This is a genomic window from Streptomyces sp. NPDC004629 (assembly GCF_042873595.1).
Classification (GTDB): domain Bacteria; phylum Actinomycetota; class Actinomycetes; order Streptomycetales; family Streptomycetaceae; genus Streptomyces.
Genome location: NZ_JBIALO010000016.1, coordinates 135,244 through 149,564, shown reverse-complemented (window position 1 = coordinate 149,564; position 14,321 = coordinate 135,244). Strand labels below are relative to the sequence as shown.

16 protein-coding genes are annotated in these 14,321 nt (G+C 72.0%); 8 read left to right on the top strand and 8 right to left on the bottom strand.

Features of this window, described 5'->3' with window-relative positions; translation table 11 throughout:
• The first annotated feature begins 142 nt into the window (after positions 1-142).
• The 5 genes from ACFYTE_RS24825 (at position 143) to ACFYTE_RS24805 (ending at position 3,943) form a co-directional block, all read left to right on the top strand.
• Complete coding sequence (locus ACFYTE_RS24825) at positions 143-598, top strand: AAA family ATPase (protein ID WP_388714331.1); 456 nt, start codon at positions 143-145, stop codon at positions 596-598.
• Positions 546-1,241: a tetratricopeptide repeat protein gene (locus ACFYTE_RS24820; protein ID WP_388714328.1), complete on the top strand. Its 696-nt coding sequence runs from the start codon at positions 546-548 to the stop codon at positions 1,239-1,241. The genes ACFYTE_RS24825 and ACFYTE_RS24820 overlap by 53 nt, the downstream gene beginning before the upstream one ends.
• Entirely contained in the window at positions 1,238-2,398 is a 1,161-nt protein-coding gene (amcB, locus tag ACFYTE_RS24815; RefSeq protein WP_388714325.1) for a cyclophane-forming radical SAM peptide maturase AmcB, read from the top strand. Before ACFYTE_RS24820 ends, amcB begins: the two co-directional genes overlap by 4 nt.
• Positions 2,352-2,555, top strand: coding sequence for a hypothetical protein (locus tag ACFYTE_RS24810; protein ID WP_388714322.1), 204 nt, complete (start codon positions 2,352-2,354; stop codon positions 2,553-2,555). Before amcB ends, ACFYTE_RS24810 begins: the two co-directional genes overlap by 47 nt.
• 161 nt (positions 2,556-2,716) lie before the next feature.
• Positions 2,717-3,943: a cytochrome P450 gene (locus ACFYTE_RS24805; protein ID WP_388714319.1), complete on the top strand. Its 1,227-nt coding sequence runs from the start codon at positions 2,717-2,719 to the stop codon at positions 3,941-3,943.
• Positions 3,944-4,330: 387 nt separating this feature from the next.
• Here ACFYTE_RS24805 and ACFYTE_RS24800 read toward each other — a convergent pair whose 3' ends face one another.
• The 7 genes from ACFYTE_RS24800 to ACFYTE_RS24770 form a co-directional block, all read right to left on the bottom strand.
• On the bottom strand, positions 4,331-5,587 hold the full coding sequence (locus ACFYTE_RS24800) for a cytochrome P450 (RefSeq protein WP_388714316.1): 1,257 nt from the start codon (positions 5,585-5,587) through the stop codon (positions 4,331-4,333).
• Positions 5,584-6,201 (bottom strand): ATP/GTP-binding protein, encoded by a 618-nt coding sequence (locus ACFYTE_RS24795; protein ID WP_388714314.1) that lies wholly within the window; start codon positions 6,199-6,201, stop codon positions 5,584-5,586. The genes ACFYTE_RS24800 and ACFYTE_RS24795 overlap by 4 nt, the downstream gene beginning before the upstream one ends.
• Positions 6,182-6,538, bottom strand: coding sequence for a DUF742 domain-containing protein (locus ACFYTE_RS24790; RefSeq protein WP_388714311.1), 357 nt, complete (start codon positions 6,536-6,538; stop codon positions 6,182-6,184). Before ACFYTE_RS24790 ends, ACFYTE_RS24795 begins: the two co-directional genes overlap by 20 nt.
• Positions 6,535-6,954: a roadblock/LC7 domain-containing protein gene (locus ACFYTE_RS24785; protein ID WP_351733392.1), complete on the bottom strand. Its 420-nt coding sequence runs from the start codon at positions 6,952-6,954 to the stop codon at positions 6,535-6,537. The genes ACFYTE_RS24790 and ACFYTE_RS24785 overlap by 4 nt, the downstream gene beginning before the upstream one ends.
• A gap of 117 nt (positions 6,955-7,071) precedes the next feature.
• Positions 7,072-8,814, bottom strand: a complete 1,743-nt coding sequence (locus tag ACFYTE_RS24780; protein WP_388714308.1) for a sensor histidine kinase — start codon at positions 8,812-8,814, stop codon at positions 7,072-7,074.
• A 382-nt stretch (positions 8,815-9,196) separates the two neighbouring features.
• Positions 9,197-9,994 (bottom strand): SAM-dependent methyltransferase, encoded by a 798-nt coding sequence (locus ACFYTE_RS24775; protein WP_388714306.1) that lies wholly within the window; start codon positions 9,992-9,994, stop codon positions 9,197-9,199.
• A 228-nt stretch (positions 9,995-10,222) separates the two neighbouring features.
• Positions 10,223-12,694, bottom strand: coding sequence for a SpoIIE family protein phosphatase (locus ACFYTE_RS24770; protein ID WP_388714304.1), 2,472 nt, complete (start codon positions 12,692-12,694; stop codon positions 10,223-10,225).
• 132 nt (positions 12,695-12,826) lie between these two features.
• Between ACFYTE_RS24770 and ACFYTE_RS24765 the strand changes: the two genes are divergently transcribed.
• The 3 genes from ACFYTE_RS24765 (at position 12,827) to ACFYTE_RS24755 (ending at position 14,093) form a co-directional block, all read left to right on the top strand.
• Entirely contained in the window at positions 12,827-13,042 is a 216-nt protein-coding gene (locus ACFYTE_RS24765; protein WP_388714301.1) for a hypothetical protein, read from the top strand.
• A 196-nt stretch (positions 13,043-13,238) separates the two neighbouring features.
• Entirely contained in the window at positions 13,239-13,586 is a 348-nt protein-coding gene (locus tag ACFYTE_RS24760) for a VOC family protein (RefSeq protein WP_388714298.1), read from the top strand.
• A 147-nt stretch (positions 13,587-13,733) separates the two neighbouring features.
• Positions 13,734-14,093 carry a DUF779 domain-containing protein gene (locus ACFYTE_RS24755; protein ID WP_388714296.1) on the top strand — a complete coding sequence of 120 codons (360 nt, stop codon included), beginning with the start codon at positions 13,734-13,736 and terminating at the stop codon, positions 14,091-14,093.
• 1 nt (position 14,094) lies between these two features.
• Here ACFYTE_RS24755 and ACFYTE_RS24750 read toward each other — a convergent pair whose 3' ends face one another.
• Positions 14,095-14,289: a hypothetical protein gene (locus tag ACFYTE_RS24750; protein ID WP_388714293.1), complete on the bottom strand. Its 195-nt coding sequence runs from the start codon at positions 14,287-14,289 to the stop codon at positions 14,095-14,097.
• Positions 14,290-14,321 lie beyond the last annotated feature (32 nt).

The window sequence follows — 14,321 nt, the reverse complement described above, 5'->3', positions numbered from 1 at the left end:
AACGGCTGACACGCGGCCGAACGCCGGGTGAACAGCAGCCCGGCAGCGGGGAGTACGTCGCGCAGTTCCCCGCGCCCCTTCGGGGCGCGGTCGAACCGTAACGGACTTCGCCGGGCGTCCGGGCGGGGTGATGATGTGTCCTGTGGACGGGGACACCTACGGCGGCGACCGGATCGACTTCAGGAACGGCACCTTCCGTGGCGAGGCGATCGGGAAGAAGGTGGAACATCACCACCATTACGGGCCCATGCCGCACGTAGAGGACGCGCTCCCGCCGGCGGCGAGCGAGTTCACGGGACGCGAGGAAGAACTCGCCTCCCTGCTCGCGGCCCTGGCCCCGCCCGGCACGGCCGGCACCCCGGTCGCGGTGACCGCGGTGGCCGGGCTGGGCGGCGTGGGCAAGACCGCGCTGGCGGTGCGGGCCGCCCATGCGGCGCGGGAACGCGGCTGGTTCCCGGGCGGCGCGCTGTTCGTGGACTGCCACGGTTACGACGAGACGCCCGCCGGGCCCGAACAACTGCTGGAGGCGATGCTGCGGGCCCTGGGTGTGGCGGCCGCGCATCTGCCAGGCGGTCGAGGCCCACGGGCAGGCCGGTGATCTGGCCCGTGCGACGGGCAATTCCCATACCGAAGCGTCGACCTGGAACAACCTCGGCCGCGCCCGGTTCAAGCAGGGCCGGTTCGAGGAGGCGGTCGTCGCGCACACCCGCGCCTGGGAGATGTTCCGTTCGACCGGGGACCGGCACCGCGCGGCCACCACGCGGAACAACCTCGGGCGGGCGCTCCGGGAGACCGGGCGGCCCCGGGAGGCGCTGGCGGCGCACGCGTCCGCCCGCGCGGTCTTCGAGGAGGTGGGCGACCCAGAACGCCTCGCCACGACCTGGAACGACTCGGGTCTCGCGCTGGCCGCACTGGGCCGGTACGACGAGGCCGTCGCCGCCCATCTGCGCGCCGTCCGCGCCTACGCGGACCTGGACGACCGGCACCGGCAGGCCGTCGCCGCCAACGACCTCGGATCCACGCTCCTGAGCGCGGGCCGGCGCGCGGAGGCCGTGGCCGCCCATCGTCAGGCCCTGCGTCTCTACAAGGGGCTCGCCGACCACTACGGTGAGGAGGAGACACGCGAACTCCTCACCGCAGCCGGGCAGGTGACCGGAGCGACGGGTGGCGGGCAGCCCGTCGCCGGCCGCCCCGGGGACGCGGTGATCCGTGACGCGTCCGGGGAAGCGGGGAGCCCATGAAACGGTCGTCGCCACCGTCCCCGCCGGAGCCCACGGCGCGGCTGGCCCGCACGGGTTCCCTCGTCCTGCTGCAACCCACGCCGCTGTGCAACCTCGACTGCTCCTACTGCTATCTGCCCGCGCGAGGCCTTGCCCGCTTCATGTCCCACGACGTCGCCGACGCCGTCGCGCGGACCGTCGACTCCTGGTCGACGCACCACCCGGTCAAGGTGCTGTGGCACGGCGGAGAGCCGCTGGCCACCGGGTTGTCCCGGCTGCGCGGGCTGCTCGACCGGTTCCCCGAGGGCCGTGCCCACCCGGTGCGTCATGCCGTGCAGACAAATGCCACGCTCATCGACGAAGCGTGGTGCCGGCTGTTCGTGGAACGGGGCATCGAGGTGTCCGTCAGCGTCGACGGTCCCGGCCCCGGCTCGGGGCGGCTGGACCGTGGCGGCCGGGACGCGACCGGTCGCGCGCTGCGCGGGATCGGGCTGCTCCGGGACCACGGCATCGCGTTCGGCGCCATCGCCGTCGTGACCGACCCGAGCCCGCGCCGGGCGGCCGAACTGCACCGGTGGTTCGCCCGTCTGGGCTGCCGGGTGCTCGGCGTGAACCTCGTGGAACGCAAGGGAGTCAACTCCCGTACCGTCCGTGACGACGGGGACCCCGCGGAGTTCTGGGCCGAACTGGCCGCCCTGGGCCGGGCCGACCCGGGCATGTCGCTGCGCGACGTGGAGCACGCGCACCGGTACATCAGGGCGGAACTCGCCGGCCGGGCCGACCGGTTGGCCGACCGGCCGGTCGATCCGCTGCCGATGGTCACCTGGGACGGGCAGGTGGTGCCGATGAGCCCGGACCTCGCGGGCTTCTCCTCGCCCCGGCACGGACCCTTCACCACCGGTGACGTACGGGAACACGGGCTGGCGGGATGCCTGGCCCGCGCCGCGGCCACGGGGTGGGTCGCGGAGGCGCTCGCCGGGATCGACGCGTGCCGGGCCGCATGCGACCTGTTCGCCTACTGCCGTGGCGGCCAGGCCGCCAACAAGTACTTCGAGACCGGGCGCCTTGACACCACCGAGACCCACTTCTGCCGCAACAGCAGGAAGCTACTGATGGAGGGACTGATACGCGATGCGGAACGAGTCGCCGCAAGAGCACGGGAACACCACGGGAGTTGACGCCCGCATTCGGTCGCTGCGGGCCGAACTCGCGCCGTTGGTGGGCGCCGGACCGGACTGCGCGGACTGCGGCGGCGGCCCCTGCGTGCACGCGGCCACGCTCTACTCGGGCGGCACCGACGTCGACCGGCTGCACACGCCCGCCGACGGTTCCTGAGTCCGGCCGGCCGCGCGGGAGCGCCGTCCGACCGCGCGGTCATGGGCGGTTTTCGGCCAAGGGTGGCCGTAAGGCGACCAGTAGGCGGACACACGGCTGTCGGGGTGCGTAGTTGATCAATAACCTTGTGCCCGCAGGCCATGACTCACTCTAGGAGCCCCATGTCCACCGCTCAGCAGGTACCCGACATACTCTCGCCCGAGTTCGCCGAGAATCCCTATCCTGCCTACCGAGTGATGCGGGAGAGCGCGCCCCTCATCTGGCACGACGCCACCCAGAGCTACATCATCTCGCGCTACGAGGACGTGGAGCGCGTCTTCAAGGACAAGAACGGGGAGTTCACCACCGACAACTACAACTGGCAGATCGAGCCCGTGCACGGCAAGACCATCCTGCAGTTGTCCGGTCGTGAGCACTCCGTACGGCGGGCCCTGGTCGCACCGGCCTTCCGCGGCAGCGATCTGCAGGAGAAGTTCCTGCCCGTCATCGAGCGCAACTCCCGTGAGCTGATCGACGCCTTCCGGCACACGGGCTCCGCGGACCTGGTCCACGACTACGCGACCCGTTTCCCCGTCAACGTCATCGCGGACATGCTGGGCCTCGACAAGGGCGACCACGAGCGGTTCCACGGCTGGTACACGTCGGTCATCGCCTTCCTGGGCAACCTGTCCGGTGACCCGAAGGTCGCGGCGGCCGGTGAGCGCACCCGGGTGGAGTTCGCCGAGTACATGATCCCGATCATCCGGGAGCGCCGCCAGAACCTCGGCGACGACCTGCTGTCCACGCTGTGCGCCGCCGAGGTCGACGGCGTGCGGATGAGCGACGAGGACATCAAGGCCTTCTGCAGCCTGCTGCTCGCCGCGGGCGGTGAGACCACCGACAAGGCGATCGCCAGCATCTTCGCCAACCTGCTCGCGCACCCCGAGCAGTTGGCCGCCGTCCGCGAGGACCGCGGCCTGATCCCCCGCGCGTTCGCCGAGACGCTGCGCTACACGCCGCCCGTCCACATGATCATGCGGCAGTCGGCGACCGAGGTCACGCTCAGCGGTGGCACCATACCGGCGGGCGCGACCGTCACCTGCCTGATCGGCGCCGCCAACCGCGACGAGGGCCGGTACGCCGATCCCGACCGGTTCGACATCTTCCGTACGGACCTGACCACGACGACCGCCTTCTCCGCCGCCGCCGACCATCTGGCGTTCGCGCTCGGCCGGCACTTCTGCGTGGGCGCGCTGCTGGCGAAGGCGGAGGTCGAGATCGGCGTCGACCAGTTGCTGGACGCGATGCCCGACGCCCGACTGGCCGACGGGTTCGACCCGGTGGAACAGGGCGTCTTCACCCGCGGGCCGCAGTCGCTGCCGGTGCGCTTCACACCGCACACCGCCTGAGCCCACCCGGTTCACACCGCACACCGCCTGAGCCCGCCGGGTTCGGGCCGCACGCGCTCTGAGCCCTGTGCCCGGTTCAGGCCGCACGCCACCGCGCCGCCTCCGGCTCGGGCGTTGCGCGGGCCGGAAGCTCACCGAGTCCGGCGTGACCGGACTCGACGGCGACCTGCCCGTCACACACGTCGACCGAGCGCGACGCCGGTGCACGTCGCGCGCCGCCCGGACCGGCGGGCCGCCACGCGCGGCCGGACCGGGTCACGATCTGCCCGCCGTGACCCGGTCCGCCGTGCCGCTCGCCGTCCGGCCCCGGACGGGGCCGGTGCGCCACCGCCTGGGACGGGTGCGCCACTGTCACGGACGGGTGCGCCGCTGCCTCCGACGGGTGCCCTACTGCACCACCGGGGTGAAGAGGGACGGCAGGGCCGTCAGGCCGCGCATCCAGATGGACGGCCGCCAGGTCAGCTCCTCCGGTTCCACCGCCAGGACCAGGTCCGGCAGCCGCTCCAGCAGCGTCTCGACCGCCGTACGGGCGATGACGTCGGCGAGCAGCGGGGCCGGGTAGGGGCAGCGGTGCTCACCGTTGCTGAACGACAGATGGGCTGAGTTCTCCGCGCCGACATGCGACTCGGGCCAGATCTGCGGATCGGTGTTGGCCGCGGCCAGCCCCAGCACGAGACAGTCGCCCGCCCGGATCTGCCGCCCGCCGAGCTGGGTGTCGCGCACGGCCCAGCGGCCGATGAAGTTCTGGGTCGGCGTGTCCAGCCAGAGAACCTCGTTGAGCGCCTCGCCCACGCTGAGCCGGCCGCCCGAGACGTTCAGCGCGAACCGCTCGTCGGTGAGCAGCAGCCGCAGCGTGTTGCCGATCCAGTTGGCGGTCGGCTGCTGGGCCGCGGCGATCACGGAGATCAGGTCCTGGACGATCTCCTCGTCGGTCAGTCCGGCCGGGTCGAGCAGCATCCGGGAGGTGACGTCCGGGCCCGGCTTGTCCCGCTTCTCCTTGACCAGCCGCTGGATGCGTTCCGCCACCCGGGTGTAGGCAGCGACCGGGTCGTCGCCCTCCGCGGCGTCCAGCGAGATCCGCAGGTCGTCCACGAGTTGCTGGGTGTCGGTGCCCTCGTGCGGCATCCCGCACATCTGCACCGCGGCCCGCATCGGCAGGGCGTGCGCGTAGGCGCTCATCAGCTCGGCCCGGCCGCTGCCGGCGAACGAGGCGATGAGCCGGTCGGCGATGATCTGGCAGTCGCGGGCGAGTTCGAACTGGTCGACGCCCTCCAGTGCCTGGGTGATCACGCCGGCCCGGCGCCGGTGCTCCTCGCCCTCGGTGAACAGGACCGAGGGCTGGTAGCCGACGAAGGGCAGCAGCGGCCAGTCGGCGGGAATGGCCGACCACTGGTTCCAGCGCCGCGAGTCCCGGGCGAACAGTTCGTCATGGCTGGTCACATAGCTGACCTCGGTGTAGCCGAGCACGAGCCAGGCGGGCACGTCCCCGTCCAGCACCACGGGCGCGACGGCGCCGTGCTCGCGCCGCAGGCTGCGGTACAGCTGTGCGGGCGTCTGCTGGTACTCCAGACCGGCCAGCGGCACCGCGCCCTCGTGGGCCGGGCAGCCCGGGGGCGGTGTGGGGTCGGATCCGGTGTCGGTCACGATGCGCTCTCCTTGACCGCGGCCATCTGGTAGAGGTGATCCACGAGCGTGATCAGCACGTCCTTGCCCGACGCCCGCACCCGCGCGTCGCACTCGATCATCGGCACGTGCTCGGGCAGGGTGAGCGCCTGGCGAATCTCGTCCAGGGAGTATCGCGACGCGTCGTCGTCGAAGCGGTTGACGGCCACCACGAACGGCGTCCGGTGCTGTTCGAGACGGTCGATCGCGTACCAGGAGTCGTTCATCCGCCGGGTGTCGACCAGGACGACCGCGCCCAGCGTGCCGGAGAAGAGCCGGTCCCACAGGAACCAGAAGCGCTCCTGCCCGGGGGCGCCGAACAGGTACAGGACCATGCGGTCGTTGAGGCTGATCCGGCCGAAGTCGAAGGCCACAGTGGTGGTGGTCTTCGCCCGCACCCCGCTGATCTCGTCGACGCCGACACCGGCCTGCGTCATGACCTCCTCGGTGTTCAGCGGCCGGATCTCGCTCACCGAGCGGACCAAGGTGGTCTTGCCGACCCCGAAACCGCCCACGACGACGATCTTGAGTCCGGTCTCGGCGGCATCGGCCAAGGGCGCGCGGCTGGAAGGCAGCTCAGAGATTGCGGAGCCCATCGAGCACCTCCTTGAGAAGGGCGGTTTCGGGTAGCGAAGCGAAGGATTGCGCCGCGCGCGGGTGGCGTGCGGTGATCCGGCTGGTGGCCAGCAGGTCACCGAGCAGGATGCGCACCACGGTGATCGGAAGTTTCAGCTCCGCGGCGATCTCGACCACGGCCGTGGGATGCCGGCACAGTTCGAGGATCCTGACGTGTTCCGACTGCATGCCGGCGGTCGGCTCGCACTCGCTGACCACCAGGGTGACCAGGTCGAAGGGATCGTCGGCACGGCTGCGCCCGCCCGTGACCGTGTAGAGCCGATCGGGATCACCGGTGTCCACGGGCCTGCGCATCACGAGGAGGCACTCCCCGCCATGGGCTGGCGGGGCTCGGCCCGCAGGTGCTCGCCGATCTGCTCGACCAGTTCCGTCATCTGGTTGCCGACCACGCCCGGGTCGGCGTCCTCGTCCGCGACCACGGCCAGGTGCGCGCCCTCGCCGGCCTCCACGATGAACAGCAGCCCGCCGTGGAACTCGGTCATGGAGTGGCGGACGCCGCCGGTGCCGTCGCCGAACTCCACGGAGGCGCCCTGGGCGAGGGCCTGGATGCCCGAGCAGATCGCGGCGAGCTGGTCGGCCTGATCCAGCGTCAGGTTTACGGTCCAGCAGAGCTTCAGGCCGTCCCGGGACAGCACCAGGGAGTGACGCGTCCCGGGGGTGCGTTCCAGGAGGTTCTGCAGAAGCCAGGTCAGGCTGTTGTCGGTGGTCTGCATGGCAGGTGATGGGACGGTGGTGCCCGGTTGTCCGGTCACCGGCCCGTTCCTCCAATCTCACGAAGAGGGGGCAGGGGATGCCAGGGCTCTGGGCGCCGTGCGGAAGGCGCCGTGGTGCTACTCCGAGGCGGGCGGCTCGGGCTCCGCCTCGCCGGACGGGACGCCGCCGCCCGCGCCGGACCGGCGTCCGCGGTGGAAGGCGCCGAACCGCGCGCCCGCGTCGCGTGCCGCCCCGCGGGCGCCCGGTCGGGATGCGTCGCGCGCGGGGGCGTCGTCGGCCGACTTGCGCTGCTGTCGTTCGAGTTCGGCCTCGGCCATGGTCCGGCCGGGGGCGCGCACCGGCAGCCCGTTGGGGGTGGAGCCGGACGGGCGCGGCAGGAACGGCTCAGGTTCGGTCGCGCGCGGGGTGTCCGGGCGGTCGGGGCCGAACAGGTCACTCTCCACGGCGGGGGCGGGTCCCGGGGTGGGGATCACCGCTTCCGCGCGGGACTCGGTCGTGGTGGGGGCGGGCTCGCGCTGCTGGGCGAGCAGTTGGGGCGGCAGCAGGACGACGACGCCCGTGCCGCCGCGCGACGAGGGCCGGAAGTTGATGCTGATGCGGTACTTGGCGGCGAGCCGGCCGACCACGGCCAGGCCGAGTCGGGTGCCCTGGAGCGAGGCGAGGTCGGTCGCCTGCCCCGCCACCGCCTTCTCGGCGTGCCGCATCGCGGCGTCGGCCATCTTCAGGCCGCTGTCCTCGATGGTCACGACGATTCCGGCGGTACGTTCCTCCACGTAGACGTGGACCTCGTCGATGGGCGGCGAGAAGTTGGCGGCGTTGTCCATCAGTTCGGCGAGCAGGTGCATGACGCCCTCGGCCGCGTAGCCGGAGATCGCGGCCTGCGTCGAGCAGTGCATCCGGACCCGCTGGTAGGCGGCGATCCGGCCGACCGCGCCGCGCAGGATGCTCTCCATCACGATGGGCTTGTTCCAGGCGCGGCTGGAGCGCCCGCCCATGAGCAGGGCCAGCCGGTCGGTCATGAGGCCGAGCTGGGAGGTGCTGTGGTCGAGGCGCAGCAGATCGCCGAAGACCTCCTCCCCGTGCCGTTCCTGCATCTCGCGGAGGTCGGCGAGCATGCTGACGGCCTTGGCCTGGACCCGGCTCAGGGCCTTCGCGGAGGCGGCCTGCGCGGCGGCGGCGCGCCGCTCGCTGAGGGCCATCTCCCGTATGAACCGCTCCGCGGGCGTGCGCAGCAACGGCAGGGTGGGCCAGTCCAGTTCGGCCAGCACGACCTCCGCCGAGGCGCCCTCGCGCAGCCGGTCGATGGCGGCGGGCAGCGTCCGCTCGGTCAACCGTTCCAGCTCCGCCGCCGCCTGTGCCGTCTCACGCTGGGCCTCGTCGTGCTCGGAGCGGACCGCGGCGGCCTGCCGTACGGCGTCCTCCATGAGGGTGGCGAAGGAGTGTGTGATGCGCCGCAGTTCGGGTTCGGCGACGGAGGCGGCGCCCGCCAGGGCCTCGTCGGCGCTCGCCCCGTCCAGCAGTTGTTTCGACACGGCCGGCAGGGCGACGTTCGCCACGTGCAGGGAGGCCGCGTGCTGCTGGGCCAGTTGTGCGTGGAGGGCGCTGATCTGCGTCGCCTGCTGGTCGGCGGTGCGGCGGGCGCGCCGCGAGAGTCGGGAGCCGACCAGGACGGCGCAGGACAGACAGAGCCAGGAGGCCCCGGCCACCGCCAGTGTCCAGCCGCGGGCGGCCTCGGGCGCCGCCGCGGAGACGCCGCCGGCCGCCGCGGCGGTCACCAGCAGCACGGCCGGGGGTACGGCCCGTGCGGTGCGGGACGCCTTGGCGGTCCGGGGCTGGCTGGTGGGAGCAGGCACTGACATTCCGCGGTCCCTCTGGATCCTTGAGAGCAGGGCAAGGTCGATCGGCACGCATCGACCGCAGGTCGGAGCGGCTCCCCACGGGGAGTGGGTCCTCCGTCCGGACGGCACCCGGCTCATGCTAGCCATCCCGCCGATCGCGGATACCGGACAAGTTGCACAGTCCGCCCAGGAGCCAACTTCGTCGGAATTTGGCCACCCGAACTGGAGTACGTGGTAGAGAACTTTGATCGATACCGACGGCGCAATGCCCCAAACGCCCCAGCTTTCCCAGGGGTTACTCTCCACCCCTTGGGGTGTGAGCCGCCTCCCCCACCGTTTTCCACGCTCAGCAGGGGACTAGTTTCAGCCGATCACGGTTGGCGAGATGGCGTGTGCCGACCGTTCAGGCCGCCTTGCGGGCCACGCCGCCGTAGAAGCCGATCGCGTCGGAGCCGGCCGGCGGAGGGGCATCGGGGCGCCAGAACGGAACCTGGGCGAGGCCGGGTTCGACGAGCGCGAAGCCGTCGAAGAACCGCTCGACCGCGGCGTGCGAGCGCAGGTTCAGGGTGGCGGTGGCCCTGGTGTAGACGGCCTGGGCCGCGCTGCGGTCGGCGAAGTCACCCGTGGCGTGCGAGAGCACCAGGTAGCTGCCGGCCGGGAGCGCGTCGCACAGGGTGGCGACGACCTCCCCGGGCCGCTCCGCGTCGGTGAGGAAGTGCAGGACAGCCACCAGCAGCAGGGCGACGGGCTTGTCGAAGTCGATGACCCGGCGGACGCCGGGATGGTCCACGACGGCCCGCGGGTCGCGCAGGTCCCCGAGCACGATGCCTCGCCCGCCGGAGCCGCCGAGCAGCGCGCCGGCATGCGTGTGCACGATCGGATCGTTGTCGACGTACGCGACCCGGACGTCCGGGGCCAGCTCCTCCGCCGTCTCGTGCACGTTGGGCGAGGTGGGCAGTCCGGTGCCGATGTCGAGGATCTGCCGGACGCCGCTGCCGACGACGTAGCGGACGGCCCGGCGCAGGAAGGCGCGATTGGCCTGGACGCCGATGCGCACCTCGGGCGCCGCGGCGGCGAGGGCGTCGCCCGCGTCGCGGTCCACCGGGTAGTTGTCCTTGCCGCCCAGCAGATAGTCGTAGATCCGGGCGGGGTGCGGCCTGCTGGTGTCGATCTCCTCGGCGCGGAAGCCGTCCTGTCGCACGCTGCGCTCTCCTCTCGGTGACCGCCACAGCCCTCTTGCCCGCGGCCGGACCACCACAGCCTTTCACATCAACTTCACTGTTTCCGGGGGCGGTTGGCGGATCAGACCCTTTGCAACGTGGCCCCTGGCGCCCCTTCGCCCACCTCAGCCACAGGGAAGTAGTTGAATTCTTGTCACCTTTCACAACTCCCGTCAATCATCGACGAGTTCGCCCTGCATCAGGCGGTCTCAGTGGGGCGGCGGGATCTCCTGCTCGGCCCAGATGATCTTCCCGTCGGCCACGTACCGGGCGCCCCAGCGATGGGCCAGCTGGGCCACGAGGAACAGGCCACGGCCGCCCTCGTCCATGCTGCGGGCGTGCCGCAGCCGCGGGGCGGTGCTGCTGGCGTCGGCGACCTCGCAGGTCAGCCGGGAGTCGCGGATCAGCCGCACGCGCACGGGCGGCGAGCCGTAGCGAAGAGCGTTGGTGACCAGCTCGCTGACGATGAGTTCGGTGGTCATGGCCAGTTCCGGGCAGCCCCACTGCGTCACCTGCCGGGTGGCGTGGGCGCGCAGCTCGGCGACGGCCGCCGGGTCGAGCGGCACCTCCCAGGAGGCGACCCGGTCGGCGCCCAGGCCGTGCGCGCGCGCCAGCAGCAGCGCGATGTCGTCCAGTTGCGGCGTGGGCATCAGTTGCTGCGCGGCGGTGCGGCACAGGGTGTCGAGGTCGAGGTCCGGCCGGGACAGCAGGTGGCCGAGCCGGGCCATGCCCTCGCCCATGTCGCGGTCGATCCCCTCGACCAGGCCGTCGGTGTACAGGCCGAGCAGGCTGCCCTCGGCCAGTTCGATCTCGGTGGCCTCGAAGGCCACCCCGCCAAGGCCGAGCGGCGGTCCCGCGGGCAGCTCCGGGAAGGAGACCTGGCCGTCGGGGGTGACCACCACAGGCGGCGGATGGCCCGCGCGGGCCATCGCGCACCGCCGGGTCACCGGATCGTAGACGGCGTACAGGCAGGTCGCCCCGAGGAACGTGGTCACGGTCTGGTGGGAGGCCTCGTCGTCGGGCTCCTCCTCGCTCAGCCGCAGCACGAGGTCGTCCAGGTGGGCCAGCAGCTCGTCGGGCGGCATCTCCATGTCGGCGAGGGTCTGCACGGCGGTGCGCAGCCGGCCCATGGTCGCGGCGGCGGCGATGCCGTGCCCGACGACGTCGCCGACGACGAGCCCCACCCGGGCACCGGAGAGCGGGATCACGTCGAACCAGTCGCCGCCGACCCCGCCGGTGGCGTTGGCCGGCAGATAGGAGGACGCCACCCCCATGGCCGTGCCGCCGGTCAGGGCGTGCGGCAGCAGACTGCGCTGCAGCGTGACCGCCGCCGTGTGCTCCCGGCTGTAGCGGCGCGCGTTGTCGACGCACAGCGCGGCCCGCGCGACCAGCTCCCGGGCCAGCAGGACGTCGTCCGGGTGGAAGGAGACCGGGTTGAGCGAGCGCATGAACGTGGCGAGGCCGAGGACGGCGTTCCGGGCCCGCATCGGCACGGCGATCATGGAGTGCAGTCCGTACTCGCGCATCCGGGCCGCGCGTACGGGCTCCTCGGACACCCACAGCGGATCGGACGCGTCGAGGACGGGGGTGAAGATCGGATCGCCCTCGACGAGGAGATTCAGGTCGTGCGGCGGGGGGATGAAGTCCACCCGGTCCCCGATCTGCGCGACCGCCTCCGGACAGCCGTCCCGCGCCGAGCTCATCCCGGCCCGGCGCATCACGGGCCGTGCGGTGGCCGGTCCGGCGTCGGACAGCCACGCCCCGTGACCCTGTGTGCTCAGCACGGGCTCCAGCAGGTCGACGACGACGAAGTCGGCGAAGCGGGGGACGGCGAAGTCCGCCAGTTCCTGCGCGGTCCGCATCACGTCGAGGGTCCTGCCGATGCTGCTCCCCGCCTCGTTGACCATGGACAGGAGCCGGCGCGCGTGCCAGCGCTCGGTGATGTCCAGGACCATGTAGCAGACGCCGGTGAGCGAGCCTGCGGCGTCGACCAGCGGGAAGAACGACGAGGAGTAGGCGTGCTGACGGTGCGGATCGGCCCAGCTCCAGCCCTCGTACTCGTAGTCGATGACCGGGATTCCGGTCACCATCACCTTGCGCATCAGGCTCTCCAGCGTCTCCGCCTGCAAGCCGGGCAGCAGCTCGCTCAGCCGCTTGCCGAGCCGCTGTTCCCGGGGCACGCCGCCGAACCGCTCCAGGGTGTCGTTGAGCCAGAGGTAGCGCAGCTGGGGGTCCATCACGGCCATGCCGACCGGGGAACGGGTCAGGAACCCGTCAAGGACGGACTGGCCCATCGTCCACTGCGGCAGCTGTTCCCGGGCCGAGACCAGGAAGCACTCCTCCTCGGCGATCCGGAACGCCGCCGACACCCGCAGGTCGACCTCGATGCGGTGGCCGTCCCGGTGCCGCAGCGGGATCAGGCCGCTCCAGCCCATGCCCTCGCGGCACCGCTCCACGATGCCCGCGAGCCGCAGAGGGTCCCCGGCCAGCGCCAGCAGCCGGGCGCCGGAGCGGCCGACGACCTCCGATGCGGCATAGCCGAGCAGCGCCTTGGCGCCGCTGGTCCACGCGACGACGGTGCCCCGTGCGGAGATCACCGCCACCGCGTCGTTGGACGCGTCGATAAGATCGCGCGGCCCGGCGGTCGGAGGCTCTTCGGATCCATTTCGCCCAGATGCCATCTGTCCCATCCTCTACACGACAATATGGTCCTGCTTGGCCGCCGGATGTGCACGGTCCGGGCCGCCGGCGCCCCCGGGACCGGACGTGCGGCGGGCCGGCACCGGATGCCAGGCGATGGGCAAGGCGGCGTCGTGGCGGGCTGTGACCAGGGGGTCGGTGCACAGGACGGGCAGGTCATCGGGGCGGAGGGCGACGGCACCGCCACGAAGCGCGACCCCGCCGACGCCCGGGCGGCACTCCTGCTCGATGTAGCCGAACAGTTCCTCGGCGGCGACGGTCCGGAACAGGTTGCGGCCGCCGGACGCACGGCCGGTGGGGCGCCGCCGAGGTCGTCGAGCCCGCCGTGACGCTCGCGCGATCCGGTGCTGCGCGCAACACCGTCGGCCCGGAAGGATTCAACCGTCGCCCCCGACAATCCGCTGGCGCGCGGAACACCCCCGGCCCCGGTAAGACTGCGCCCGGCCGCGGGTGTGCTGCTGCGCGCCAAGGGCTAGGCTCGTCCGTCCCTGTACCCGGTCGTCGGACGATGGACGGAGCCGCCAGATGAACGTTCGCCGTGTCGTGCCCAATGCCCGGTCGGCCGCGCCGCGACAGAGCGCCGACTTCTACGAAGCCCTCGGTCTGCGGGTGGTCATGGACCTGGGCTGGATCGTCACGCTCACCTCCCCCGGGAACCCGACGGCGCAGCTGAGCCTGCTGACCGAGGACCGTACCGGGCCGGTGGTCCCGGACGTGAGCATCGAGGTCGACGACGTCGACGCGGCCCATGCCGCGCTGCGGGAACGGGGCGCCGAGATCGTGCATCCGCTCACCGACGAGGAGTGGGGCGTGCGCCGCTTCTTCGTGCGGGACCCCGACGGGCGGGTGATCAATGTCCTCAGCCACCGCTGAGGACCCGCGGGCGCGAGCCGTCGCGGCCCCGCCCGGACCAGGGTCCCGCACGCGAGTTCGGCGGTACCGGGCAACTCGCCGCTGTGGACGGCGACCTGACGAGCCGTGAGACTTAAGGCCGCACAGCCCTCGACCAGGACGGTGATCATGTATCAGGAAACTCCGCGCGTCGAACTCACCCCGCAGGCCGCCGACCTGGTCCGCCGGTTGCGCGCCGCGCACGGCCCGCTGATGTTCCACCAGTCCGGCGGCTGCTGCGACGGCAGCGCCCCCATGTGCTACCCGGACGGCGAGTTCCGCACCGGCGGTTCGGACGTGCTGCTGGCCGAGTTGGCGGTCGAGGGCGTGGACGAGCCGGTCACGTTCTGGATGTCGCGCAGCCAGTACGAGGTGTGGAGCCACACGCGGCTGATCGTGGACGTGGTGCCCGGACGGGGCAGCGGCTTCTCCCTGGAGGCCCCCGAGGGCGTGCGGTTCCTCACCCGTTCGCGTGTGGTCGACGCCTAGCTCACGGCCGCAGGCCGCTCACCAGGTCCGCGGTCGCGGTGAGCCCGCTCTGGATGGTCGGGGCCATGCTCGTGCTCGCCAGGTAGAAACCGAGCAGCACACAGATCAGGGCGTGGGAGATCTTCAGCGCGCCGTTGCGCAGAAAGACCACGGCCAGGATCAGGAGCAGCAGCACCACAGAGATGGAAACGGCCATCGCGAACCTCCTCCGCCACGCCAGTTCGCGGC

Excerpts from the sequence above, each read along its gene's own strand:
- amcB (WP_388714325.1), top strand. The coding sequence starts at position 1,238 with ATGAAACGGTCGTCGCCACCGTCCCCGCCGGAGCCCACGGCGCGGCTG.
- ACFYTE_RS24810 (WP_388714322.1), top strand. The coding sequence starts at position 2,352 with ATGCGGAACGAGTCGCCGCAAGAGCACGGGAACACCACGGGAGTTGAC.
- ACFYTE_RS24805 (WP_388714319.1), top strand. The coding sequence starts at position 2,717 with ATGTCCACCGCTCAGCAGGTACCCGACATACTCTCGCCCGAGTTCGCC.
- ACFYTE_RS24795 (WP_388714314.1), bottom strand. The coding sequence starts at position 6,201 with ATGGGCTCCGCAATCTCTGAGCTGCCTTCCAGCCGCGCGCCCTTGGCC.
- ACFYTE_RS24785 (WP_351733392.1), bottom strand. The coding sequence starts at position 6,954 with ATGCAGACCACCGACAACAGCCTGACCTGGCTTCTGCAGAACCTCCTG.
- ACFYTE_RS24780 (WP_388714308.1), bottom strand. The coding sequence starts at position 8,814 with ATGTCAGTGCCTGCTCCCACCAGCCAGCCCCGGACCGCCAAGGCGTCC.
- ACFYTE_RS24770 (WP_388714304.1), bottom strand. The coding sequence starts at position 12,694 with ATGGCATCTGGGCGAAATGGATCCGAAGAGCCTCCGACCGCCGGGCCG.
- ACFYTE_RS24760 (WP_388714298.1), top strand. The coding sequence starts at position 13,239 with ATGAACGTTCGCCGTGTCGTGCCCAATGCCCGGTCGGCCGCGCCGCGA.
- ACFYTE_RS24755 (WP_388714296.1), top strand. The coding sequence starts at position 13,734 with ATGTATCAGGAAACTCCGCGCGTCGAACTCACCCCGCAGGCCGCCGAC.
- ACFYTE_RS24750 (WP_388714293.1), bottom strand. The coding sequence starts at position 14,289 with ATGGCCGTTTCCATCTCTGTGGTGCTGCTGCTCCTGATCCTGGCCGTG.